Here is a 24,596-nt window from a genome sequence, read left to right on the forward strand (position 1 = left end):
CTCTTGATGATCGCCCGGGACAACAATGGCCCCACACAAACCACTGCACCCCGGAGCACACCATCATGAAACGCCAAATCATCCTCAGCCTCGCTTTCTCCGTACTGGCCGCCAACGTATTTGCCGCCTCGTCCCAACCCGTCGTCGCCGAAGGCGGTTCTGATCGCCTGATCGAAAACCGCGTCGCTGAAGGCGGTGCCGATCGCCTGCTGGAACGTCGTGTCGCTGAAGGTGGCTCCGATCGCCTGATCGAAAACCACGCATGAATTGCTTGAACGCAACAAATGATCGGCAACACACCTCGTGGCGAGGGAGCTTGCTCCCGCTCGGGCGCGCAGCGGCCGCAACAATCACCAGGCCGCTGCGCAGTCCACCCGATACACCGCTTAAGACTGATCCCGCACCAAACCCATCCCCCTAAAAGCCCGGCCTCATCCACCGGGCTTTTTCATGCCCCAAAGCCTGGCTAACGCCCCGACGCCCGCCTCATGCATCGCTGATAACGCTCATCCACCCGCTTGGCAAACCACGCCGTGGTCAGCTTGCGCGTGATCTTCGGGCTCTTGAGCACGATTCCCGGCAATACCGCCCGAGGCAACGCCTTGCCCTCGGCCCGCTCTGCCAGTTCGAACACACGCTTGTAGAGCTTGCTGTCCTCGAACGCCAGGCTGTCGCCCAGCTCCAATTGATTGCGAATGGTCGGGTTGCGCATTTCCAACGACTTGCCCAACGTGCGCACAGCCAGTTCCGTGCTGCCTGGCATGATGGAATCATGGGCAATCAGATCACCGTCCAGCGCCAGGGAAATGCCCGACGCCACACTCACCGCATGCTGGAAAGCCGCGTTGCGGCTGGCGTACCACCCCGCATTGAAATCGGCAAAACGATACAACGGCTCGGTGTAGCTCACCGGATAGCCCAACAAATGCGCGATACCGAAATACATCCCGCCACGACGACTGAACACTTCGCGACGAATCGAGCCATCCACCGTGTAGGGATAATTGCGCGCATTAGCCTGTGCAAACGCGATACTGACCTGCATCGGCCCACCGGTATGCACCGGATTGAAACCGCCGAACAGTGTCTTGCCCAACGGCACCATGCCGATGAAATCATCGAAGATCCCACTCAGCTCTTTTTCACTACGCGCCGCGTTGAGCCGATCGCTGTAGCTTTTACCGTTGGGCGAGCGCACCTGAAGTGCACCACTGACCAGCAGCTCCGGAATGTGCACCTTCGCCGCACGACGGTTGATCTCTTGACGAGCGATCTTGCCCAGCCCCGGCACCGGTGGGTCAGACTGGAACGTCGATTCCTGTTCGGTCACCGCCAGGACAGCACAGATGTTCTGCGTCGTAGAGGGAATCTGCTGGGCCGCAAAGGCCACGTAGATGTCAGTCGCCCAGCCTTCGCGATCCACAGTCTTGGCCGGCAACAACTGTACGATCTGCTTCTTGACCTCAGCGGGCGAACGCTCAGGCTCCTGCGCCTGACGGCTACCGCAACCAGCCAAAGCCAGCAGCGCAGCAAGGCTGATCATCAATCGGTTGAATTGCATGGTGCTCCATCGAGTTCGTTATTCCGGAGCAACCATACGATCAAAAGTGGATGCGGGCTATGCCCAATGTGGGAGCGAGCTTGCTCGCGATGAATGGTGGTGAAGATGGATCTCACACCCAACCCCGGGAGCAGCGCTGGATCAGATCCCGCTCAGCGCCAGGTCCATGGCAAAGTAGGTGAAGATCAGGTCTGCCCCCGCCCGCTTGATTGCGCCAAGGCTCTCGCGTACCACGCGGGCTTCGTCGATGGCGCCAGCCTGGGCGGCGAACTTGATCATCGCGTATTCGCCACTGACCTGATAAGCCGACAGCGGCAGGTTCGAAGCCTGGCGAATGTCGCGGATGATATCGAGGTAGGCACCGGCCGGCTTGACCATCAGCGCATCGGCACCTTCCTGTTCATCGAGCAAGGACTCGCGCAGTGCTTCGCGGCGGTTCATCGGGTTCATCTGGTAGCTCTTGCGGTCACCTTTCAACGCGCTGCCACCGGCCTCGCGGAACGGGCCATAGAGCGCCGAAGCAAACTTGGTGGAATAGGCCATGATTGCCGTCTGGCTGAAACCGGCTTCATCCAGGGCCCGGCGAATCGCCTGGACCTGCCCGTCCATGGCCGCCGATGGCGCGATCACATCAGCACCGGCGCGGGCCGCCGCTACGGCTTGCTTGCCCAGGTTGACCAGGGTCCGGTCGTTGTCCACTTCATCGCCGTGGAGCACACCGCAATGACCATGATCGGTGTATTCACAGAAGCAGGTGTCGGACATCACGATCATTTCCGGCACCGCGTCCTTGCAGATCCCGGCCATGCGTGACACCAGGCCGCGCTCGCTCCAGGTGTCGCTGCCATCGTTGTCCAGGTGGTGGGACACACCAAAGGTCATCACCGACTTGATGCCGGCACGGGCGTAGCGCTCGATCTCACCGGCCAGCTTCGACTCAGGGATGCGTACCACGCCCGGCATGCTCTTGATCGGCACAAAATCATTGATTTCCTCTTCGACGAAAATCGGCAGCACCAGATCGTTCAAGGTGAACTCGGTTTCCTGGAACAGGCTGCGCAGGCTTGCATTGCGACGCAGACGGCGTGGACGTGCTTCGGGGAACTGACTGGACATGGGACTCCTGGGCAGAAATGGGTGCTCGATCATAAGGAGCAAAGCTTATGCCCTGGCCGGCCAGGGCACAAACGTCGACTGGAAAACAGCGTGTTACCGGCCGGGCAATCATCTACTCACAAGGTCAGCGAGTCATTGATGCACGTCACCCGGCATTCAGGCTGCCGGTGGCTTGTAATCGAATCGGTGAGTCGTCGGGTGACTCATTCCGGAATCTTCAACCCACGCGCTACAGCCGGTCGAGCCAGGAAACGCTCCAGCACCCGCGTCACATTGGGGAAGTTCTGGATCCCGACCAAATCACCGGCCTCGTAAAAGCCGATCAAGTTGCGCACCCAGGGGAACGTGGCGATATCAGCGATGGTGTAGCGCTCGCCCATGATCCAGTCGCGCCCTTGCAGACGCCCATCGAGCACCTTGAGCAGGCGCTTGCTTTCCTCGACGTAGCGATCGCGCGGCCGCTTGTCCTCGTAGTCCTTGCCGGCGAACTTGTTGAAGAACCCCAACTGCCCGAACATCGGCCCGATCCCGCCCATCTGGAACATCAGCCACTGGATCGTCTCGTAGCGCGCCGCCGACTCCTGGGCCAGCAGTTGCCCGCTCTTGTCCGCCAGATAAATCAGGATCGCCCCCGACTCGAACAACGCCAACGGCTGGTCGCCCGGCCCATGGGGATCGAGAATCGCCGGGATCTTGTTGTTGGGGTTCAGGGAAAGGAACTCGGGCGACAGTTGGTCGTTGCTGCCAAAGTCCACTTTGTGGGGCTCGTATGGCAGGCCGATCTCTTCCAGCATGATCGAGACCTTCACACCGTTGGGGGTGGGCAGGGAGTAGAGCTGAATCCACTCCGGGTACTGGGCAGGCCATTTCTCGGTGATGGGGAATGGGGTCAGGTTGGGCATGAGGTGGATTCCAAGTGCTATTTAGAAAGCTGGAGCATAAATCAGATGACTGAGCTTTTGGATCCGGGATCATGCTGGCTACACATGGCTATTCAAAAAGCCGAAAGGGAAGGAGAACAGGTGAAAGTCCCTACCGGGTGCGAATTAAGCTGCCTGACCGCGGGTTAAAAATACGCGTCGCCAACGCCTGCGAATTTTTTGCATCAAAACGGCCTATCGTTGGTTGAATTGCTAGGTCCGTGGCTCTGAGGGCGAGCCACGGCCTATGGGATCATCCTTTGGAGTAAATCAGAAGCGGAGAAAGCTGATCCTCTTCAGTCAGAGCCCCGTGATGCCCTTTCCATGACATTTGGTTTTTTTCCGTAAGGCTCTGTACGATGCCACCCCGTCCTGTCGGATATACAATCAGATCTCCCAAACGCTGTTCAAAGGAGACTCTCACAGTCCCCCCGAACAAACCCTCGTTAACCGCTTGGCTGCGAGAGAGCACCATGAAATCGTCACCGAGCTTGTTCTTCCAGCGCTCCAATGCAGCACACGTTTTTCCAGCCTCTGTGTAAATGTGCCGGGCACGAATATCACCCGCAATCCACGCCACGCCCTCTTGAAGACCAGCGTCGGTATCAAAGTCGAAAATGGCTTCGGACGAAAGGGTTGTCATGCCGTGGTCGGCAGCGACTAGTAGTTTTGTTCCTCGAGCAAGCGCGCTGGCCGTTGAGGAAATCAGAGTGTCCACCTGCCGCAGGCTATCGAGCCAGGCTTCTGAGTTCGTGCCATAGACATGACCCGCGTAATCCAACTCACCCAGATAAACGTAAATCAACCGTCGCGATGACTTTTTAAGCGCCCCCCTGATTTTAAAACCACAGTGCCAATAGTCCATATAGGGAGTAATTGTGGCTCCTTTATAAATAGCTTTACTGTAACGGGAGTTAGCTATTTTTAACGGGAGTATACATTCTATGTTCAGACCCAGTTCGCTGGCAGTTTCCCAAGCAGTCTTTTCGATTGCAAAAATCGGCGGATCAACGGAATGAGTGCCGCTTGTTTGATTACGACAAAAACCGCCCATTTGCCATGACAATGGGGAAAATTCGGTCCGATTATTCAACGCAAAGCGGCTCCCAACTATACCGTGCTGGCCGCTTCCTTGCCCGAGAGCAAAGGAAGCCAAACTGGTCGCGGTAGTGGCAGGAAATCCGACTCCGAAAGACTGACCTGTGCAAAGCAGTGTTTTCAGGAATGGTGCATGGGACTGATGCTCGTCGAGCAATAGCTGCCCCAATCCATCAACGATGAAAATGACCAGTCCATTTGTAGGCTGGAGGTCGAATCCAGAGTCAAATGAGGGAACACCCAAGCTCGCCAAAATGGCATGTGACAGTTGAGTCAGTCCGGACTTCGGAGCGTGACTCGCGTTTTGAGTCGAGATCTTCATGTCAGCGGTTTCGCGAAAGGATAGCGGAACTGGCAGCGACGCTATGCATTACGTTGCGTACTACATCGGTGGTCGCCAGAAACTCTCCCTTTGTCAAATCACCCACAACAAAAAGCCCGGGAATTTCATTATGACGATTGGAAAGTGCTTGATAAGTTAGCGAATTAATGGAAACACCGCCCAACGGGTGGGTCGTGATCGAGCCATTGGCTAACATATTCTTCAACAAGGGTACTTCTTTGAGATCCATCTCCCCATAACCAACACCACGTCCATCGATCAAATACTGGACATTTAAGCACTCGTTTCGACCATGATAAATATCAAAGCCCTGCTCAGTAGCCTCGACCCCCTGTAAATCAGAGTAAATCTCTAATTGTTCACCTTGCATTAATTGCAGTATACGTACGGCGCTAAACACAGGGAACGCCGCTAGATACGTCATCCAAGGTCCATAGTATTTTGTCATGAACTCGGCTTTCTCTGGATCACTTAGTCTCGCCCACAATTTATCTATGACCGAATAAGAGGCCAACAAAACGCTTTGCCACAGGTGATTACCCCGCGAGCAACTGCTTATTTCTCGCTCAAGTTCCTCGGTTCGTGTCGCTCCGGGTTTTGCTAGGGCATCCCAGTCAATGAGACCATTTGTGACCCTATCGAGTTCTTTTTTATGGTGCGTAAGAATGGACTCAAGTGTTTGGTTTTTTTCATTAAGCAGAGCTGTGATAAACGTGCTTGGATCATAGCCAGAGTGCTCAGCAATAACCTTGGGTAGTTTGCCAGTTCTGGACACCATTGTTATTCTTCCAATATGGCCTTTTTCTTGGAGTGCCAGTGCCGCATCGATCGCCGTTAACCGAGAACCTATAATCCCCACCGTGGCATGGATCGGTATGTCCATAGCTTGATAGGGAGAGCAGAAAAACTTTTGGGGGGCATTGGATAGCAACGGAAACCTAGGTGCATGCCCGATACAAATAATAACTTTGTCAAAAATCTCTTTGGTGCCGTTGCTAAACTCCACGGAAAACTTACCAACAGACTGAATAGGTGTCACACAGGAAACCGACGTATTAATAAGTTCCGCAAAGGAGGCGCCGTTCAATGCTCGTTGCAACTGATGACCTACATACAATCCAAATAAGCGCCGCGACGGAAACTCTGACCATGCCTGTTCTTCATCTGGGAAATATTCTTGCCACAACGATTGATTTTTTGCGCGCCACTCGACGAATTCTAGAGGGTTATCAGGATTAATACTCATGACTGAAGCAGGCAGATTGATAAGATGACTGTTATAGCCAGTACCAAAAGCTAGACCTGAGCCCGGTTTTCGCCCATCGGCTATAACGTACTCAAGTACGGAATACTGTGTTTCGAGCTGAGAGTGTAGCCGAATGAACAGACTAACTCCCGTAGGCCCCGCACCGACTTGAAGAATTCTCACTTGGCCACCCCCGCTTGCAATGTGATGGCTATCCTATTCGCTTCAACTCGATCTATCTTCCCGCTCATGGTCACCGGCAAGTCCTTGGTGAAGTAAATATCGTTACTGCTGACAGGATAATCCTCAAGATTGGAAACATGCTCGGCGATTGCTTCGCGCTTAAACTTGGCACTAGTCGGCTTGAGCTTTATCAGCAGAAGTATTTTTTTATTTAAATCGTGCCGCGTTGTGGTGGCGACGCACTCCAATATATCTTCATGGGCGCGCAAGTGCGCCTCTAACTCTGTGAGATCTATGAGTTTTCCGTGTACTTTAATCCGAGCATCGGCGCGGCCATGAAGATTGAAATTTTGCCCATCATATGAAGCCAGGTCGCCCGTCCGATACCATCGAGCATGGCGGCCAAGCGGTAGACGACGCAGATATCGACCTGATGTTCTGACGTCATGGTGCAAATACCCCTGACCAACACCACCTCCGCCAATGTAGAGTTCTCCCACCTCATGGAGATCAGTATGCGTACCGTCATCCTTTAGAATCGTAATTAAAGTGCACGGAAAGGGCACACCAATAGGAAGAGGAGCATCATTTTGGAGCTTACTTAGCGCTTCATGGGTAGCCTCAAAATAGGTGCTATCTATGGTTGTTTCGGTCGTCCCATATGAAAACACCAAGCGACAGTCGTCAGAGATTATTTTACGAACATCCTTAAACTCCCTAACACGCATAACATCAGACCCAGCAATCAGCAGTTTAAAACTACTCAGTTTTACGTTATTTCTTAACGCATAACCGTAGAGCTCCCTAAGAATAATTGGAGTAAACTCAGCACACTCTATCTGGTAGGTGATAATAAATTCAGCCAAGTTTTCAACAACATATTTCTCGGATGAAGTAGGCACGTAGATTATGGCCCCAGAGCAAAGCCCACGAAGCCAGTCACCAGCAAACACGTCAAAGGAAAGGCTGGCGAACTGGAGATGCCTTTTGAGTTTTTTCAATTGATAGATCTCGTCCCACCCCCTGAATATTTCAATCAGATTGGCGTGCCCAATAGCTACTCCTTTGGGGTCTCCAGTTGAGCCGGAGGTGAACATAATGTAGGCCAAGGGATGGTAACGTTGTGTGAGCGCAGCGTAGGAAGCAGGTATAGGCAGTTCCTTATAGTGGACAAACTCAGGATCATCGCTTTGCCAAATATAAGGAAGGTCTTGTTCGGATAGAACAAACTCGACATTAGCTACGGCCAAGGTACGTTGTATTTTTGCAGGAGGCAGAGAGGCGTCTATTGGACAGTAAATGCACCCCGCGTGTAGACATCCCAACATAGAAGCAAGCGCATCGCCAATATTATTTTGCATAATAGCGATGACGCTGCCGACCTCCACACCTCTGCCTTGAATATAAGTAGACACCTTATAAATTTTATCTCTTAGCTCTTGATATGTGACAACACTATCACCTATCACAATAGCTGCCGTATCGGGTGAGGAATAGCAGTGACCCAACACAAGATCAAGTATCGAATCATGAGGAACTGCCTGAGACATAAAAACCCCTTATATTTATAATTTTGGCGCATCAAGCTTTAAGCGTGATGCTATTAACCAAAGAGCACCTTGACCTAGCAATTAGAAACAAGGCACACCAGCGCCGGGCATAATTTCACTGGAGGCATACCTGAATCAGCTATTTCGTGCGAAATATAAATTCCGAAGGCCGCAGCAAATTATCCACCACTGAGAGTGGTGAACCCGTAGACACACACCGAGGTAAATAATTAGGGAGACAGTTTGTTAAAACAACAAACATACGCGAGACAAAACCCAGGCGTTATCCTAATCATTTTCCGCCTTCCTTGGCTGTCATCTGAACCCAATGTTTAGCGGTTGTTGTTTTTCCTGTCAACCCTCACCTATTTGTTTAGGCCAACTAACCTTGCACAGCGGGCATTTCAAAGTCATTCGCAAAAGCTACAAAATGTAACGACGCCTTCGCAAGCAGCTGAGAAGCTGCCACTCCCATACAACAAAGATATATCTAAAGTACGCACTATAAAAAAGTACGACTCCAATATTTTGTAGCTCTACTGAGACATGACTTCACTGGGCAAAAAATTCTTGTCAGACAAGAATGTCAGATATCTAAACAGGCGCGCTTTTCAGGGGCTGACATACAGGAACCTTGCGGTGCCGGGCGAACACGAGACTTTGTCAACGGGGCGGGGTCAGGGAGAGAAGCGATGAACGTAGAGCGATTCGCTAAATTCAGATGCCCATGAACCCGTCACGGAATTCACATCGGCCCTTCTTAAATCCGCAACATCCTGTCGTTAACGTTCGTCCCATCTCCTGACGGAGATCGCTAGAGTGCACCGGGACCAGCCAGGATCGAACCAAAGGACTTGAAGAGACTCTGAGCAATGCCCCCGAGGATTCGACGCGGCGTAATGACAGGGAAACCACCCGAGGCCAACCGCTTCGCGGTGCCAGGGTTTGTCAGCCTGACTCAAGAGTGCTGAAGAAAAACTATTCGATGATGAACCCACTGAATTTCGCCAGGCGCTTCAAACACCGTTCGTGGCTGGTGCTGCCGACGCTGCTGGTGGTCTGTGGACTGGTGCTGTCGCTGGAATCCAGCGTCAGCCGCGCCCAGCCGGCCGACGGCGTGCAGACGTTGGTGTTCCTGCGCCACGCCGAGAAACCCGCCGGAGGCCTGGGCCAGCTCAACTGCCAGGGCCTCAACCGCGCCATCGACCTGGCCACCCTGCTGCCGGAAAAATTCGGCAAGGCCGACTACGTGTTCGCGGCCAACCCGACCCGCAATGTCGAAGAGGGTGAGCTGGACAATTCCTACAGTTATATTCGCCCGCTGATGACCATCAGCCCCAGTGCCATCAAGCTCGGGTTGCCGGTGAACATCAATTATTCAGCCAACGACACCAGCGACCTCGCTGATGAACTGCTGGACGACAAGTACCACAACGCCACCATCTATACCGCCTGGTCACATGGCTACCTGCCAGAGTTGATCAACAAGGTCGCCGGGGAGGCCGTGGGCAAGAAGCAGACCATTACCGATGACTGGGCGTCAGGCGATTTTGATTCGCTGTACGTGCTGACCCTGACCTGGCACAACGGCAAGGCCAGCCTCTCTAGTCAGAGCTACAAGCAAGGCTTGGATAATGGCCAGGAGACCTGCCCGACCTGATCAGTCGCTATTTCCCTTTGTGGGAGCGAGCTTGCTCGCGATAGCGTCAGACCCATTGATATTGATGTGACTGAAATACCGCTATCGCGAGCAAGCTCGCTCCCACAGGGATTGACAGTGGATATCAAACCTGTGGTCACCCGCCCCGGGCCGCCCGCTCCCGCAGATATTCCAACACCGCCGCCTGTTCCCCCGAGAACTCGATCCGCAAGCCCTTCTTTTCCCGCTGGAACACGTACATCGGGTCGTAATACTCACGCAACAAGCCTTCGATCCAACCGCGATGCAAGTCGACGGCGCCGCTGTTGGCCTGCTCGGCCAGGGCGGCTTCCAGAATGTTCATCAAACGCCGGTGACGGTCGCCGCCCAGGCGCTTGTGGATGTTGTCCAGGCTGGCCAGCAACCGCTCGGAAAACAACGAGAAACCTTCGTCGCCATGTACAGCGACAAATTCCGCACACAGGTCGATGACGTAATCCTGCAGGATCCGCTCGACCCGATGCTCCAGGCTGTCTTCCAGCCAGACCATCGGAACCTGCTGCATGCGCTGGTACAAAGGCAGCGGCAAGGCGCAACTGCCGACCGCACGACTCTCATCTTCCAGCACGAATTGTTCGATGCCGGCGGCGCGTTTTTTCAGTACGTCCACGGCCAGGCGGTTTTCAAAATCGATGTTGGAAGGCTGGCCGGTGGCGCGTTTGCCGAAGCTGGAACCGCGATGGTTGGCATAACCTTCCAGATCCAGGCTGTTGCTCAGTTGGCCCAGCGCTTCGGTCTTGCCGGTGCCGGTCATGCCGCCCAGCAGCACCAGGTCGCACTGGGCAACCGCCTGCTCGACCGTGTCCAGCAAGAAGGTGCGCATGGCCTTGTAGCCACCGCCGACCCTGGGGTAATCAATGCCCGCTTCGTCCTTGAGCCATTGCTGGACGATCTGCGAACGCAAGCCTCCGCGAAAGCAATACAGCAAGCCGTCGGGATGGGTCTTGGCGAACTCGGCCCAGGCCTGGATGCGCTGGGCCTTGGTTTCGCCGGACACCAGTTGATGCCCCAGGACAATGGCGGCCTGCTGCCCCTGCTGTTTGTAGCAGGTACCGACGCGTTGCCGTTCGCTGTCGGTCATCAACGGGAGATTGACCACGCCGGGGAACGCCCCCTTGATGAATTCGATCGGGGCGCGTGTGTCCATCATCGGCCGGTCATTGAGGAAGATGTCGCGGTAATCGGTGATGTCATGGCTCATCAAGACACCTCGACCGCGTAACTCTGTCGCTCGACCAGTTCGCCGATAGGTTCCAGCGCCAGCCCGAGTTCAGCGGCCACCCGCAGGAACTCGATCTCGCCTTCAGGGGTGACGGCAATCAGCAGGCCACCGCTGGTCTGCGGGTCGCACAACACGCGCTTGTGCAGTTCCTGGACCCGACCGACCTTGCTGGCGTAGCTGTCGTAGTTGCGCAGCGTACCGCCCGGTACACACCCCAGGTCGAGGTAGTACTCGACGCCCGGCAGGCGCGGCACCGCGTCATAGCGGATGCGCGCGGTCAGTTGGCTGCCGTCGGCCATTTCCACCAGGTGCCCGAGCAGGCCGAAACCGGTGACGTCGGTCATCGCCGTCACCCCTTCGAGCTTGCCGAAGCGGCTGCCGGGTTTGTTGAGGGTGCACATCCAGTCACGGGCCAGGCCAACATCGGCGGCGCGCAACTTGCCTTTCTTTTCCGCCGTGGTGAGGATGCCGATGCCCAAGGGCTTGGTCAGGTACAGGCGGCAACCGGCGGTGGCCGTGTCGTTGCGTTTCATGTGGCGCTTTTGCACCAGGCCTGTGACCGCCAGGCCGAAAATCGGCTCGGGCGCGTCGATCGAATGCCCACCGGCCAGGGGGATACCGGCCTCATCACACACGGACCGACCGCCGCGAATCACGTCCCGGGCAATTTCCGGGGCCAATACGTTGACTGGCCAACCAAGAATCGCGATGGCCATCAGCGGATCACCGCCCATGGCGTAGATGTCGCTGATGGCATTGGTGGCGGCGATGCGTCCGAAATCGAAGGGATCGTCGACAATCGGCATGAAAAAATCGGTGGTCGAGACCACGCCACGCTCCTCGTCGATGGCGTACACCGCCGCATCGTCCCGCGAAGCATTGCCGACCCACAGCTTGGGATCAAGGTTCTGCGCACCGCTGCCGGCCAGGATCACTTCCAGTACCTGGGGCGAAATCTTGCAGCCGCAGCCGGCGCCGTGGCTGTACTGGGTCAGGCGAATCGGCTCGCTCATGGGCATACCTCTGGTCAGTCAAGATGGCCGATTCTATCAGCAACGCCGCCGACCCAGTGCCGCGTCGAACATTCACCGCTGCCAACAGAACAAGACCAACGCCTGAATTGCGTTTTACGCTGGTGGGCCGCTACTTTCACAACGGCGGCAACTGGCAGGACGGCAGTGAGCTAACTTTGGCGATGGCCACTTCCGCGCCCGCTCCGACGGCTGGGGATACTACGCCGGGGTTGGCTATCAATTCTGAGCACACCGTAGAAGCACACTTCGAATCCATGGAGGTCACGAATACATGATCAATCGCCTGTCTATTTCAATCGGCCTGGCCTGCACGGCCCTGTTCTGCTCGACCGCCGGGGCCGCACCGCCGCTTCAGCCCAAAGTCCTGCTGATCACGATGTTCGCCCCCGAGGCTCAGAACTGGATCGATCGCCTCGAACTCAAGACTGAAATCCGCGTGCCGGGACTGTCCGCCGAATACCCGACGATCCGCTGCAATGCCGAGCGGGTCTGCCTGCTGATCACCGGCATGGGCCAGACCAACGCCGCAGCCTCGACACTGGCCCTGGCGCTCTCCCCCACCGTCGACCTGCGCAAAAGCTATTTCCTGGTGGCCGGGATCGCCGGCATCAACCCACACCACGGCACGCTTGGCACGACGGCCTGGGCCCATTACCTGGTGGAGTTCGGCACCCAATGGGAGCTGGATTCGCGGGATGTGCCCGAGGACTGGCCCACCGGCTACCTGGGCATCAACACCAAGGGGCCGAATGAAAAGCCGCCGCTGGACTACAAGACGGAAGTCTTCGAACTCAACCCGGCCCTGCAAGCCAAGGCCTTTGCCCTCAGCCAGAAGGTGACCTTGGCGGAAAGCAAGGAATCGGCGGCCTGGCGCTTGAAGTATCCGTACGCTCCGGCCAACCAGCCGCCGGTGGTGACCCGCTGCGACACCCTGGCCGGCAACACCTGGTTCTCCGGTACCCGCCTGAGCGAGCGCGCCGAAGTCTGGACTCGCCTGCTCACCGACAACAAGGGCGTCTACTGCACCACCCAACAGGAAGACAACTCAACCTACGAGGCCTTGCTCCGGGCCAGTCGCGAAGGTCGGGTGGACATCAACCGGCTGGCCGTTCTGCGGGCCGGGTCCGACTTCGACCGTCCCGAGCCCGGCGGCAACGAAGTGGACAACCTGCTCAAATACGCCGACCAGGGCGCGTTCGTCCCTGCGTTGGAAAACCTGTTCCGCACCGGCAACCCGCTGGTGCAGGACATTGTGAAGAACTGGTCGGCGTGGAAAGACGGCGTGCCTGGCGCTTGATCACCAGCCGTGCCGGCTCTTGGGGAGAAGGAGGCGATCTGTGGGAGCAAGGCTTGCCCGCGATGAAGTCGACGCGGTCCTTTGTGAACCGAGGCGCCTGCATCGCGGGCAAGCCTTGCTCCCACAGGTTGGGGCTAATCTCTACAGATCACCCAATGGAATTTTCCATTGCGGGAAGAATCACTTGAACATCAGCCGTGCGTACCCATCCAGGAGACCGCCGATGTCCCTCGACCCTGCTGCCGACAGCACTCACCTTGATTACGGCCTCGACACGCTGTTTGGTCGTGACACCAAAAGTGTCGACTGCGAGTTCGACGTCAAACGCCTCGATGACGGCGAACCGCCCTGGTTCGCGCTGCACGTGCGACCACCACTGCCGGCGGATCTGGATAAAGCCCAGATCGTGGTGTTCAACGCCGAAGGCCGGCGCATCAGCGGTATTGTCCGGCGAACCGAGCGCCTGGCCGACGACAGCCTGCAATTGGACGTGGAACCCGACTGAGTGTTTCAGGCCGGGCTCCCTCGCTGGTCGAGCGCTTCCTTACACGTATGCGGCGAAGTACTCAGTCGAACTTGACCAGGTTCAGCACCGGTAATGGCCCACCCGGGAATTGAGTCAAGCGTGCGCCAACGCTCAATGGGCCCAGGTCCACACCGAAGAATCCCAGCCGATCGATCAACTGCGCGACTTCCCCACGGGCCTGCTCATCGTCGCCAGTCAGGAATAGCACGCGCTTGCCGCCTTCGGACGCTGGATCAGCCTCCAGCAGGCGCGCCAACATGTGGTTGAACGCCTTGACCACCCGTGCCCCCGGCACCCATTCGCTGAACACCTCGGTAGAAGCCCGGCCTTGCAGATCAATCGCCTCGAACTCCGGGACTTTGATTGCGTTGTTGGCATCGATCACGATTCGTCCGGCAAAGTCCGGCAAGCCATTCAGCGCCTGGGGCAACTTCGGCCAGTTGACGGCCACCAGCACCATGGGTTGGGCAGCGGCTTGCTGCACGGTGCCGGCGCGGACGGTGGGGCCGAGCTCGGCGACCAACTCGGCCAGGCTTTCGGGGCCGCGGCTGTTGGCAATCACGACGTTGATGTTCTGACGGGCCAAGGCCCGGGCAAATGCACTGCCAATGGCGCCTGCGCCGATGATGCCGATGGTGTCGATGCTGCTCATGTCGTATGTCCTCACAGTTGGATAACCCTGGGCGGTGATGTCCGCCGTTGAGGTGCATATTGCCCTTGCTATTACGTGATGATTAGCCAGTAATACGTTGAATCATTTTCAAGCATTACTATCAGGTCACTTTGATGGAAAGCCTCGCCAATCTCGAATGCTTTGCCCGCAGTGCCGAAACCGGCAGTTTCTCGGCGGCCGCCAGGTTGCTGGCCCTGACGCCCGCGGCCGTGAGCCGCAATGTGGCAATGCTGGAGCGAAACCTGGGGGTGCGGCTGTTCCAGCGCTCGACCCGCAAGCTGTCCTTGACCGAGAACGGCGAACACTTCCTGGCCAGCATCGGCACGCATCTCGAAGCCTTGCAGGCCGCCATCGGCGCCGTGACCACTGAACGTGGCGAGCCGGCCGGGGTATTGCGCCTCAGCCTGTCACCAAGCTTCGGCATCGGCCATGTGCTGCCGTTGATGCCACAATTTCTGGCCCTCCACCCATTGATCCGCCCGCAATGGCATTTCGAGAACCGACGGGTAGACCTGATCGCCGAAGGTTTCGACGCAGCGATTGGCGGCGGCTTCGAACTGACGCCTGGCGTGATCTCGCGAACCTTGGCGCCGGCACATCTGGTCGCGGTAGCCAGCCCAGCCTACCTGGCCGCACGCGCCTGCCCCGAGCACCCGGAAGATCTGGCCCACTTCGATAACATCGTGCTGCGCTCCAGCCTCACCGGGCGCGTACGTCAGGCCACGATGCGTAACGCCGCCGGTTTCGAGTCGGCGTTGCGGCTGCCTGAATCCATCATTCTCAACGACCCGGTCGCCATGCGCGAAGCCACCTTGCTGGGCCTGGGCATTTCGCTGCTGACCGTGCCGGACGTGCTGCCCTGGCTGGAGCGCGGCGAACTGGTACGGCTGCTGCCGGACTGGTACATGGACCTTGGCGTGATTTCCCTCTATTACCCCAGCCGCACGCTGATCCCGGCCAAGACTCGCGCCTTTATCGACTTCATCACCGAACACTTCGAGCGTGAGGGATTGGCGCAGCGTTTCAGTGCTGCGCGGGGTTGAGCCTTAGGGTCTTTCGTGCCAGTTCTGCCGCCATCGCGAGCAAGCTCGCTCACAGAGGGCTTGTGTCGAACCAAATATCGAGACCAGCCCCCCACACTGTGTGCGAGCTTGCTCGCGATAACGTCAGCCCAGCCTCCCCCAACCTCGTGGCGAACAAGCTCGCCCCCACAGTGGGTTTGCGACGCGGGCGGTGCTAACGTGGCGCCTCGAGGACTGACAAGGATGACCGCGTGCTGCTGCTCAAATTGCTGGTGATTCCCGCGTTCCTGCTGCTGATTTCCCTGGCGGGCAGGCGCTGGGGACCGAGTGTGGCCGGCTGGCTCTCGGGGTTGCCAGTCGTGGTGGGGCCGATTCTGTTGTTCCTGGCCATAGAACAAGGCGAGCTGTTTGCCGCACAGTCGGCGACCGCGGCGTTGGCAGCGATGTTCGCGATGATTGCCTTCTGCGTGGTGTACGCCCAGGTCGCCCAGCATCGCAACTGGCCCTGGGCGCTGGGCATCGCGCTAGGCGTCTGGACCCTGGTGGCGTTGATCCTGTCCTGGCTACCGGCTTCGCTGCCGTTGTCGAGCCTGATCGCCCTGGCCGCGCTGCTGGCGGCGCCGTATCTGTTCCCCACGGTCCGGCCGGTGATGAACGGGCCGGCGGCCAAATCCGACAAACTGCTGCTGCGCATGATCGCCGGCGCGCTGTTGACCCTGGCGGTGACGCTGCTGGCCAGCACCGTGGGCGAACGTTGGAGCGGGTTGCTGGCGGTGTTCCCGGTGCTGGGCAGTGTCATGGCGGTGTTCTCCCAACAAACCCGGGGGCCGGCCTTCACCGCCGCGCTGCTGCGGGCGACGGCCACCGGCATGTATTGCTTCGCCGCCTTCTGCCTGACCCTGGCCCTCGCCCTGCCGGTGCTGGGCATGCCCGCCTTTGCCTTGGGCGTCGCGGTGTCGATGGCCATGTTGCTGGTGACCCGACGGCTGCTGGTGCGGGCACCGCCCGGCGACACCGCACACCTTTCACCAAAATGACGGTCTCTTCTGCACTGGCGCTGGAGTCAGGTGCGACGCCCGTGGGATGATCGGCCTCCAGGCACGACCATCTGTGGAGCGTTTCAATGTCATTGCTGAGTAAACAAGCCGCCGCCCTGTTGCTGGGGGCCATCGCCAGTCTGGTCGTGGTATCCGCCCAAGCGGCCCCGGCCAAACCTGCCGGCGATGCACCGGCGCAGAAAGTGTCGATGCTCGGCGGCAAGTTCACCTTCACCTTGCCCAAGGGCTTCACGGCGACGCCGCTACCCGCCGGTGAAGTGGCCCAGGGCACCGCTGGGGCGACAGGGACGATGTACAGCAATGCCACCAGCAGAACCGTGGTGATTGCCGCGGAGAACACCATCGTCAACGGTACGAATGTGAAGGACGATGATGGTGCGTTCCTCGACACCACCATGGCCGACTTCGCCGCCCAGCGCATCAAGGCCCTGCCGGACGCCAAGATCCTCAGCGAAAAAAGCCTGAAGCAAAAAGGCACCGGCCTGGGCCTGCGCCAGCTCGACACCAGCGCGACCCAGGGCGGCGGACCCACCCTCGACACCACCTTGCTGGGCGCCTCCGGCACGCGCATGGCCGTGGTGCAAATCATCTCCCGGGCCAGCGACAAGGCCGGTCATGAAGCGTTGGTGAAACAGATCGCCAGCGGTAAGTAACAAGCACCCTGTGGGAGCGAGCTTGCTCCGGGCGGCGATCCGACGATGGCATCGGCACATCCTGGCATTGATGCAAGCTGATCCACCGCTATCGCGAGCAAGCTCAGCTCCCACAGGGTTTCGCCCACAGGGACTTAAGGTGGTCAGGGATTGAGCCGTTCCAGCCAGGCTCGCAGGTCCTGCACTTCCAGGGCGCTGATACTGTGGCCGACGCCCGGGTAGGCATGGAATTCCGGTTCCAGCGCCAGGGTCTTCAGGAAGGTGTTGGCCTCGGTGCCATCGTGGTAGGGAATGATCGGGTCTGCCGTGCCATGGCCGATGAACACCGCCAGTGCCCGGCGCGATTCATTGGGGGTCAGTTCCGCCCGCAACACCGACAGGACCCGCCCGCCCATCGCGGCAATACCACCGACGGCTTCGGGGTGTCGCAACGCAACTTCGTAGCTCATCATCGCGCCCTGGCTGAACCCTACCAGGTAGACCTTGCTCGCGTCGGTCGAGTACTTGGCCCGAGCCTTGTCGATGAAGTCCAAGAGCATCTGGCCGCTGGCCTTCAAGTCCGAGGTGTCACCGTCATAGGCACCCTCGCCCTTTTTCGCGAACCACTGATAACGGTCCTGTTCCATGCTCTTCGGTGCCCGCACCGAGAGGTAGTTGTAATCCCGGGGCAACTCGCCCTTGAGTTCGAACAGGTCCTGTTCGTTGCTGCCGGAGCCGTGCAGGAAGATCACCAGTGGGCGGTTGCCGGCTTGCTCATCGGCTTGGGCCAGGTAGTTGAGCGGCAAGTCCGTGTGCAGCGAGGGTTGGGCCTGCAACCCGGACGAGATCAGCAATAGAAACAGAGCGAGCGCTTTAAACATCAACCTTCCTCCATCGTTCGATAGCCGCACGACAAGAAGCGTGCGGTGAGGTAGACAGCACTTATCAGTCGTTGCTCAATTTCCCCGTACGGATCGGCTCACGCCCGGCGACTTTTGCCTGCCAGATGCCTGGCTGGGTGTAGCGCCCGCGGTCCAGGGCGAACAGCACGCCACTGGTGCCAGCCCGCACGGTGGTGACCCGATCACTCAACGGATCGACCACTTCGAACAGCGGATCGCCCTGCTCCACCCATTCGCCAGCCTCGCGCAGAAAGCTCACCACGCCATGGTGCGGCGCGAACAGGTATTGAGTGCCTTCGAACGGAAAGCCTTCGCAGCACTCGGCGGGTGCGGATGGCCAGTCCCCGGCGATAAAACCCTGCTCGGCCAAAAAACCGAGAATGGCTTCACAATTGGCCTGGGCCTGTTCCACCCGGGTGTCGCCCATGCTGCCCAGCTCCAGCGTCGTCGCCAGGTTCGCCGCTGGGATCGCCGCCGCAGGAAAGGCTTTAGCCAGGCGCAACCAGGGTGAAGAGCAGGACTCGTCGAACGAACTGCCACCGGAATCTTCACTCAGCAACGCCACCCCGGCCTTCAGGCGTGCGGCCAGGGAGCGCCATTGCGGCCATTGTTGCGGCAAGGCATACAAATGGATCGCGGCCTCGAAATCGCAATGCAGGTCCAGGGTGATGTCGGCGTCGCAGGCATGGCGCAGCAACAGGCGATGCAGCGCTTCAAGCTGCGAAGGCGGCGCCGGCAGGTCGTCGAGAACCTGAGCCATGGTCTGGCGGATCAAGGTGATATTGGCGGCCGGGTCATCACCCAGGCGATCAGCGATGCGTTGCGCCACCGGGGCACTGAGTTCCACGAAGGCGCGGTTGAAATTCTTGCCGCTGCCCAGTTCGAAACGCCCCATGTGGGCGCTTTGCAGATGTTGATCCAGGCCGATGGGATTGGCCACCGGCACCAGTTCGATCACCCCTTTGAGCAGGCCTTGCGCCTCGAGGTCGTTGAGCCGCCGCTTCAGCTCCCAGGCAGTACGCATGCCCGGCAGTTCGTCGGCGTGCAGGCTGGCCTGGATGTAGGCCTTGCGCGGGCCATGGCCATAACGAAACACACTGAGCCGGCGCTCGGTGCCCAGGTGGCTCCATGGCAGGGTATGGTCGATGCGTTGCATGAAATCTCCGAATGACTGGGCGTAGGAGCTGTCGAGCGAAGCGAGGCTGCGATCTTTTGATCTTTCGCTCTGGACTCAACTGGCAGTGGAAAGATCGCAGCCTCGCTTCGCTCGGCAGCTCCTACAGCAGCGCCTACCGATTAATGCCCGTAGACATCAAAAGCGAAGTATTTGTCCTGCACCTTCTTGTACGTGCCATTGGCGCGGATTTCGCTGATGGCGGCGTTGAATTCATCGGCCAGGGCCTTATCGCCCTTGCGCACCGCAATGCCGGCGCCACCGCCGAAGTATTTCGCGTCTTCATAGGTCGGGCCCACGAAGGCAAAGCCTTTGCCGGCATCGGTCTTCAGAAAACCGTCGTCGAGGTTGACCGAGTCGGCCAGCATGGCGTCGAGACGACCGGCGACCATGTCCAGGTTGGCTTCCTGCTGGGAGCCGTAGCGCACCAGGTTGATCCCGGCAGGCACCAGCACTTCGGTGGCGAAACGGTCGTGGGTACTGGCACGTAGCACACCGACTTTCTTGCCCTTGAGCTCGGTCAGCGGGTCCTTGACCTCGGAGCCTTCCTTCATCACGAAACGCGCCGGGGTATGGTAGTACTTGATGGTGAAATCGACGTTTTTCTTGCGGTCGTCGGTGATGGTCATGGACGACAGGATCGCATCGATCTTCTTCACTTTCAGCGCGGGGATCAGGCCATCGAACTCCTGCTCGACCCAGGTGCACTTGACCTTCATCTGCTCGCAGAGGGCGTCGCCGATATCGACATCGAAGCCGGTCAGCTTGCCATCGGCGGTTTTCATCGAAAACGGCGGATAACCGGCCTCGATCCCGAGGCGGATCGGCTTGGCGTCTTCGGCCACGGCCGACAGGGACAATACGGACAGTGCCAGGGCACCGAACATGGCTAGCTTGTTCATTTTCGCTCCTGAGTGCGCAGGGTATTTTATTGATCGTTATAGGCAGATTCGTAGGCAGCGTTCGGTCAGGAAAAACCGAAGTGGCCGGAGTCTAGAGGGGCACTCGGGAGGGGAATTATGTTGAGGCGACAAATACTTATAAAAAGCCACTAATGCCGTGTTGTAACGCCGAAGTTCTGTAGGAGCGAGCTTGCTCGCGATCGCGGTGCGTCAGCGTGCCTCAATGCCAAATGTGCCGCCGTCATCGCGAGCAAGCTCGCTCCCACAAAAAGCTGTTTGCGCTGTCTCAGCAGTCGCAGCTGATCGCCTCGTCCGCCATACGCTCCACTGTGCCGCTCAGGCGAAAGCCTTCATCGAGCCAGCCCATGACGCCGCCGATCATTTCCTTGACCGGGTATCCCAACGTTGCCAGGCGCACTGCCGCCTTGTTCGCGCCATTGCAATGCGGGCCGGCGCAATACACCACGAACAGGGTGGTCTTGGCATAGGCGGCCAGTGCCTGGGCGGTGAGAGTGCGGGTTGGCAGGTTGATCGCCCCGGGTACGTGGCCGCGTTCGTAGGCCAGTGGTCCGCGTACATCCACCAGCACAAAATCGATGTTGCCGGCCTGTTGGCTGGCATGAACGTCGGAACAATCGGTTTCGAATGTCAGGCGACGGCTGAAATGCTGCAGGGCGATATCGGAGGGGGCAGCAGGCACTTCGCGAACCAGGCTGGTCATGGGCGTGTACTCCAGGATAGATAAGGCGTGAAGAGACTTTATCCCCCCAATGCTTACCGCTACAGTGGCGCACAAGACACTCTGTGGGAATTTTCCGCCAAATGCAGCCTAACCCTGGTCTGGTCGCGATCCTCGCCTACGACGGCCTGTGTACTTTCGAATTCGGTGTCGCCGTCGAGATCTTCGGATTGGAGCGACCGGAATTCGATTTCCCCTGGTACACGCATCGGATCGTCGCGGTCGATGACGGCCCGATGCGCGCCATGGGCGGCTTCCAGGTATTGGCTGATGGCGGCATGGAACTGCTCGAAACCGCCCGGACCATTGTCGTGCCAGGCTGGCGCAACCGCAGCGAGCCACCGTCCCCGGCGTTGCTCGAGGCACTGCGCAGGGCCCACGCCCGTGGTGCGCGCCTGCTGTCGATCTGCTCCGGTGCCTTCGTACTCGCCGCCGCCGGGCTGCTCGATGGCCTGGGCGCCACGACTCATTGGCGCTACACCGACGAACTGGCCGCAAGCTTTCCGGCCGTGCGAGTAGACCCGGATGTGCTGTACGTGGATTCAGGACAGGTCATCACCTCGGCGGGCAGCGCCGCCGGTATCGATGCCTGCCTGCACCTGGTGGCACGGGACTACGGCGTCCAGGTCGCCAACTGCGTGGCACGTCGGTTGGTGATGTCGCCGCAACGTACGGGCGGCCAGGCGCAGTTCATTCCCTCACCGGTCAGCCGCACGCCACGCAGCGACCTGTCGAGTGTCATGCAATGGGCCCGCGAACGCCTGCACGAACCTCTCGGGGTGCGCGAACTGGCCAGCCAGGCGGCCATGAGCGAACGCACCTTCCTGCGCCATTTCACCCAGGCCTGCGGCGTGTCGCCCAAGGCCTGGCTGCAACATGAACGCCTGGCCCGGGCCCGCGAGTTGCTGGAAAGCACCGGGGACAACACCGACAACATCGCGCAACTGTGCGGCTACCGCTCGGTGGAAAGCTTTCGCGTGGCGTTTCGCAGCGTCGTGGGGTTGGCGCCGTCGGTGTATCGGGAGCGGTTTGGGCGGGGGTAAAGAGCCTACTGGTGATGAAGCTGTCGAACGCTGCTGTGGTGAGGGCATTTATGTGGGAGCAAAGCTTGCTCGCGATATGAGCACCTCGATTTCTGGAAGACCGCATCGCCTGTATCGCGGGCAAGCCTTGCTCCCACATACCTCTCGCCACAAGGTGATGTGCAAGCATCATTGAGGCTTGCGCAACAAATAAGTATCCATGATCCAGCCATTGGCCTTGCGCGCGGCCTTGCGGGTGCGCTCGATGTCATCGGCCACATCCCCCAGGCGGCCGGCGATAAGGATTTCATCCGGCGTCCCCACATAGGCTCCCCAGTAGATCTGCGTCTCGGGATCGCTCACCTGGCGATAGGCGTCCTCGGCATCGAGCATCACCACCAGACTCGCCGCGTCGCCCACCTGCCCCGCCGCCAACCGGCGTCCGGTGGTGATTTCCAGCGAACCGCCAATGCTGTTCAACGGCACTTTATGCCGGGCGGCCAGGGCCTGGACGCTGGTGATGCCGGGGATCACCTCGAATTCGAAGGCGCAGCGGCCCGCATCGAGGATCGCCTGCAGGATGCGCACGGTACTGTCGTACAACGCCGGATCGCCCCACACCAGAAAACCACCCCGTTGACCGTCGGACAGTTCTTCATTGATCAAGCGTTCGAAGGTGGCCTGTTTAGCCCGGTTCAAGGCTTCGACGCTGTCCTTGTAGTCCAGGCCGCCGCGTTGGCGTTCCGGGCTGTAGGCTTCGACGAAACGGTAGGTGCGATCAACGATGTAGCGCCGACAGACTTCGCGCCGCAGGTCCAACAGTTTGTCCTTGGCCGGGCCCTTGTCCATGAGGAAGACCACGTCCAAGCGGTTCAAGGCTTTCACTGCCTGCATCGTCAGCTGATCCGGATCGCCGGCCCCAATGCCAATGACTGACAACGTCTTCATCGCGGCGACTCCTGGTCAGGTCCCTGGGTGCGTAATCGCCATACGCCGTTGAAACGCAATTCGAGGGTGGACAACGGTTCAATGTCGATCCGGTTGAATGTGGCGGCCGGGCAGCCCAAGACATTCACCAGGGCTGCGCGGATCACGAAGGGGTGGGTGACGGCCAGCAGATGTCCGGGCCGGGTTTCCAGACTGGCCAGCCAGTCCCCGACACGGCGACACAACTGGGCGACAGATTCACCGCCATGTGGGGCCGCCTCGACATCATCGAGCCAACTCTGCAGGGCTTGCGGTTCAGCCTGGAGCAACTCATCGATGGACAACCCGCGCCAGCGTCCCAGATCGCAATCGGCCAGGGCCGGGTCCTGCTCGGGCTCGTCGCCGAACAAGGCGGCGGTCTGGCGCGTGCGCAGTTCCGGCCCGCACAGCAGTTGCCGGACATTTCGGTAGTGGTGGTCGATCTGCGCGCGGCGTGCCAGCCAGTCGGCGTCCAGCGGTTCGTCCAGGCCAAAGCGCGCCTGCTTCTGGGCGGTGGTGCGGGCGTGGCAGATCAAGGTCAGGCGAGTGGCTTGCACACTGGATTCTCAGGCAATCGGAAGGGTCGCACGGGCGGGATATTCACGCACTTAGCTGTACAGCACCTTATACGAAATCAAATAGGTGAGACAAAAAGGCGTTATGTCCGACATCGTCAGAAGCATCGACTGACATACCCGGTCTACCCAGCCGGGACCAACTCCTACAAGGGTTTCGCACAATATTGGAGCATTTTAAACGGAACGTAAAAACCACTGGACATGTAGCACCAGCTACATAAATACTGTTTTCAGGAGTTATGAAAGAAATTCAACACCCATCCTGGCAAGGAGCACGGATGCCACCTCTCAGAGACCTGATCACCGATCCCGGCCTGGTTTTGACGCCGTCGGAACGCAAGGTCGTACGTGCCCTGCTCGATCACTACCCACGCAACGGCCTCGGCCCGATGTCACGCCTGGCAGACCATGCCGGCGTCAGCGACCCGACCATCGTGCGGCTGGTGAAAAAACTCGGGTTTGGCGGTTACGCCGAATTCCAGGATGCACTGCTCAGTGACATGGACCATCGCCTGCGCTCCCCCCGCACCCTGTTGAAACCGCGGGCCAAATTGCAGCAAGGCGATACCTGGAGCCAGTACCTGGCCGCCAGTCAACGCCACCTCATCGACACCCAGGCCCTGACCCAGCCCGAAGACGTGCGCATTCTCGTGCAGTGGTTGCTCGACAGCCGCCATCAGGTGCATTGCTTCGGCGGGCGTTTCAGCAGCTTCCTGGCCCACTACCTGCTCAACCATTTGCGGCTGTTGCGCGCCGGCTGTTTTGCCCTGGAAGACAACGCCCAACTGCCTGACCGGCTGTTCGACGTGCAGCGCCAGGATGTGGTGCTGATCTTCGATTACCGCCGCTACCAGGCCCAGGCCCTGCGCGTGGCCAGCGCGGCCAAGGAACGGCACGCCCGGGTCGTTCTGTTCAGCGACGTCTACGCCTCGCCATTGCGCGAGCTGTCCGACCTGATCATCAGCGCCCCGGTGGAATCGATCTCGGCCTTCGACAGCCTGGTGCCGGCGCTGGCCCAGGTCGAGGCGCTGATTGCCTGCCTGACCCTGCAATGCCCCGAGCTGGCCGAACGCCTGGAAGGCATCGATGCCTTGCGCACGGAATTCAGCACGCACCTGTTGGAGGAAAAATAA

23 protein-coding genes and 2 pseudogenes are annotated in these 24,596 nt (G+C 58.9%); 10 read left to right on the forward strand and 15 right to left on the reverse strand.

All coding sequences use genetic code 11. From position 1 onward, the window contains the following. Positions 1 to 65 precede the first annotated feature (65 nt). Positions 66 to 257, forward strand: a pseudogene (locus CFII68_RS06310) (hypothetical protein); the annotation flags it as partial. A 209-nt stretch (positions 258 to 466) separates the two neighbouring features. On the opposite strand, the gene CFII68_RS06305 reads toward CFII68_RS06310, so the two are convergent. The 6 genes from CFII68_RS06305 to CFII68_RS06290 form a co-directional block, all read right to left on the reverse strand. Continuing rightward, positions 467 to 1,561, reverse strand: coding sequence for a DUF1615 domain-containing protein (locus CFII68_RS06305; protein ID WP_018611452.1), 1,095 nt, complete (start codon positions 1,559 to 1,561; stop codon positions 467 to 469). Positions 1,562 to 1,702: 141 nt separating this feature from the next. After that, positions 1,703 to 2,677, reverse strand: a complete 975-nt coding sequence (hemB, locus tag CFII68_RS06300) for a porphobilinogen synthase (RefSeq protein ID WP_018611454.1) — start codon at positions 2,675 to 2,677, stop codon at positions 1,703 to 1,705. A gap of 203 nt (positions 2,678 to 2,880) precedes the next feature. After that, positions 2,881 to 3,579, reverse strand: a complete 699-nt coding sequence (locus CFII68_RS06295; RefSeq protein ID WP_018611456.1) for a glutathione binding-like protein — start codon at positions 3,577 to 3,579, stop codon at positions 2,881 to 2,883. A 271-nt stretch (positions 3,580 to 3,850) separates the two neighbouring features. Continuing rightward, positions 3,851 to 5,017 carry an alkaline phosphatase family protein gene (locus CFII68_RS27100; RefSeq protein ID WP_077506281.1) on the reverse strand — a complete coding sequence of 389 codons (1,167 nt, stop codon included), beginning with the start codon at positions 5,015 to 5,017 and terminating at the stop codon, positions 3,851 to 3,853. A gap of 1 nt (position 5,018) precedes the next feature. Beyond that, positions 5,019 to 6,467 carry an FAD/NAD(P)-binding protein gene (locus CFII68_RS27105; protein WP_177325054.1) on the reverse strand — a complete coding sequence of 483 codons (1,449 nt, stop codon included), beginning with the start codon at positions 6,465 to 6,467 and terminating at the stop codon, positions 5,019 to 5,021. Next, a complete protein-coding gene (locus CFII68_RS06290) occupies positions 6,464 to 8,017 on the reverse strand; it encodes an AMP-binding protein (protein WP_084483739.1) in 1,554 nt (517 codons plus the stop codon). The genes CFII68_RS27105 and CFII68_RS06290 overlap by 4 nt, the downstream gene beginning before the upstream one ends. A gap of 985 nt (positions 8,018 to 9,002) precedes the next feature. Here CFII68_RS06290 and CFII68_RS06285 point away from each other — a divergent pair. Continuing rightward, positions 9,003 to 9,677 (forward strand): hypothetical protein, encoded by a 675-nt coding sequence (locus CFII68_RS06285; protein ID WP_018611465.1) that lies wholly within the window; start codon positions 9,003 to 9,005, stop codon positions 9,675 to 9,677. A gap of 136 nt (positions 9,678 to 9,813) precedes the next feature. Here the strand turns inward: CFII68_RS06285 and mnmH are convergent, their stop codons facing one another. Together mnmH and selD are read right to left on the reverse strand one after the other, a co-directional pair. Next, the gene (mnmH, locus tag CFII68_RS06280) at positions 9,814 to 10,917 is read right to left on the reverse strand and encodes a tRNA 2-selenouridine(34) synthase MnmH (RefSeq protein ID WP_018611467.1); all 1,104 of its coding nucleotides are present in this window, start codon (positions 10,915 to 10,917) and stop codon (positions 9,814 to 9,816) included. Continuing rightward, the gene (gene selD, locus CFII68_RS06275; protein WP_018611469.1) at positions 10,917 to 11,951 is read right to left on the reverse strand and encodes a selenide, water dikinase SelD; all 1,035 of its coding nucleotides are present in this window, start codon (positions 11,949 to 11,951) and stop codon (positions 10,917 to 10,919) included. The genes mnmH and selD overlap by 1 nt, the downstream gene beginning before the upstream one ends. Before the next feature lie 107 nt (positions 11,952 to 12,058). Here selD and CFII68_RS27575 point away from each other — a divergent pair. From CFII68_RS27575 to CFII68_RS06265, 3 genes and pseudogenes are all read left to right on the forward strand, one after another. Beyond that, a pseudogene (locus CFII68_RS27575) lies at positions 12,059 to 12,198 on the forward strand (nucleoside-specific channel-forming protein Tsx); the annotation flags it as partial. Between the two features lie 45 nt (positions 12,199 to 12,243). After that, positions 12,244 to 13,269 (forward strand): purine nucleoside permease, encoded by a 1,026-nt coding sequence (locus tag CFII68_RS06270; RefSeq protein ID WP_018611471.1) that lies wholly within the window; start codon positions 12,244 to 12,246, stop codon positions 13,267 to 13,269. Positions 13,270 to 13,492: 223 nt separating this feature from the next. Further along, complete coding sequence (locus CFII68_RS06265; protein WP_018611472.1) at positions 13,493 to 13,774, forward strand: hypothetical protein; 282 nt, start codon at positions 13,493 to 13,495, stop codon at positions 13,772 to 13,774. Positions 13,775 to 13,835: 61 nt separating this feature from the next. On the opposite strand, the gene CFII68_RS06260 is transcribed toward CFII68_RS06265, so the two are convergent. After that, positions 13,836 to 14,438 (reverse strand): NADPH-dependent F420 reductase, encoded by a 603-nt coding sequence (locus CFII68_RS06260; protein ID WP_033062826.1) that lies wholly within the window; start codon positions 14,436 to 14,438, stop codon positions 13,836 to 13,838. Between the two features lie 143 nt (positions 14,439 to 14,581). On the opposite strand from CFII68_RS06260, the gene CFII68_RS06255 reads away from it, so the two are divergent. From CFII68_RS06255 to CFII68_RS06245, 3 genes are all read left to right on the forward strand, one after another. After that, a complete protein-coding gene (locus CFII68_RS06255; RefSeq protein WP_018611476.1) occupies positions 14,582 to 15,511 on the forward strand; it encodes a LysR family transcriptional regulator in 930 nt (309 codons plus the stop codon). 230 nt (positions 15,512 to 15,741) lie between these two features. Then, positions 15,742 to 16,527 carry a hypothetical protein gene (locus tag CFII68_RS06250; RefSeq protein ID WP_018611477.1) on the forward strand — a complete coding sequence of 262 codons (786 nt, stop codon included), beginning with the start codon at positions 15,742 to 15,744 and terminating at the stop codon, positions 16,525 to 16,527. A gap of 86 nt (positions 16,528 to 16,613) precedes the next feature. Beyond that, complete coding sequence (locus CFII68_RS06245; protein WP_018611479.1) at positions 16,614 to 17,201, forward strand: hypothetical protein; 588 nt, start codon at positions 16,614 to 16,616, stop codon at positions 17,199 to 17,201. A gap of 143 nt (positions 17,202 to 17,344) precedes the next feature. Here CFII68_RS06245 and CFII68_RS06240 read toward each other — a convergent pair whose 3' ends face one another. The 4 genes from CFII68_RS06240 to CFII68_RS06225 form a co-directional block, all read right to left on the reverse strand. Then, on the reverse strand, positions 17,345 to 18,061 hold the full coding sequence (locus CFII68_RS06240) for an alpha/beta hydrolase (protein WP_018611481.1): 717 nt from the start codon (positions 18,059 to 18,061) through the stop codon (positions 17,345 to 17,347). Positions 18,062 to 18,125: 64 nt separating this feature from the next. Continuing rightward, positions 18,126 to 19,238, reverse strand: a complete 1,113-nt coding sequence (locus CFII68_RS06235; RefSeq protein ID WP_018611483.1) for a M14 family metallopeptidase — start codon at positions 19,236 to 19,238, stop codon at positions 18,126 to 18,128. Positions 19,239 to 19,378: 140 nt separating this feature from the next. Further along, the gene (locus tag CFII68_RS06230; protein ID WP_018611486.1) at positions 19,379 to 20,158 is read right to left on the reverse strand and encodes an ABC transporter substrate-binding protein; all 780 of its coding nucleotides are present in this window, start codon (positions 20,156 to 20,158) and stop codon (positions 19,379 to 19,381) included. 286 nt (positions 20,159 to 20,444) lie between these two features. Beyond that, the gene (locus CFII68_RS06225; RefSeq protein WP_018611488.1) at positions 20,445 to 20,879 is read right to left on the reverse strand and encodes a rhodanese-like domain-containing protein; all 435 of its coding nucleotides are present in this window, start codon (positions 20,877 to 20,879) and stop codon (positions 20,445 to 20,447) included. Between the two features lie 101 nt (positions 20,880 to 20,980). Here CFII68_RS06225 and ftrA point away from each other — a divergent pair, with 101 nt between their 5' ends. Beyond that, entirely contained in the window at positions 20,981 to 21,940 is a 960-nt protein-coding gene (gene ftrA, locus CFII68_RS06220) for a transcriptional regulator FtrA (protein ID WP_018611491.1), read from the forward strand. Positions 21,941 to 22,108: 168 nt separating this feature from the next. On the opposite strand, the gene cobF is transcribed toward ftrA, so the two are convergent. Both cobF and CFII68_RS06210 read right to left on the reverse strand, forming a co-directional pair. Continuing rightward, positions 22,109 to 22,867 carry a precorrin-6A synthase (deacetylating) gene (cobF, locus tag CFII68_RS06215; protein WP_018611492.1) on the reverse strand — a complete coding sequence of 253 codons (759 nt, stop codon included), beginning with the start codon at positions 22,865 to 22,867 and terminating at the stop codon, positions 22,109 to 22,111. Further along, entirely contained in the window at positions 22,864 to 23,442 is a 579-nt protein-coding gene (locus CFII68_RS06210) for a histidine phosphatase family protein (RefSeq protein ID WP_018611497.1), read from the reverse strand. The genes cobF and CFII68_RS06210 overlap by 4 nt, the downstream gene beginning before the upstream one ends. Positions 23,443 to 23,741: 299 nt before the next feature. Between CFII68_RS06210 and CFII68_RS06205 the strand changes: the two genes are divergently transcribed. Next, a complete protein-coding gene (locus CFII68_RS06205; protein WP_018611499.1) occupies positions 23,742 to 24,596 on the forward strand; it encodes a MurR/RpiR family transcriptional regulator in 855 nt (284 codons plus the stop codon).

This window comes from Pseudomonas sp. CFII68 (genome assembly GCF_000416195.1).
GTDB lineage: Bacteria > Pseudomonadota > Gammaproteobacteria > Pseudomonadales > Pseudomonadaceae > Aquipseudomonas > Aquipseudomonas kilonensis.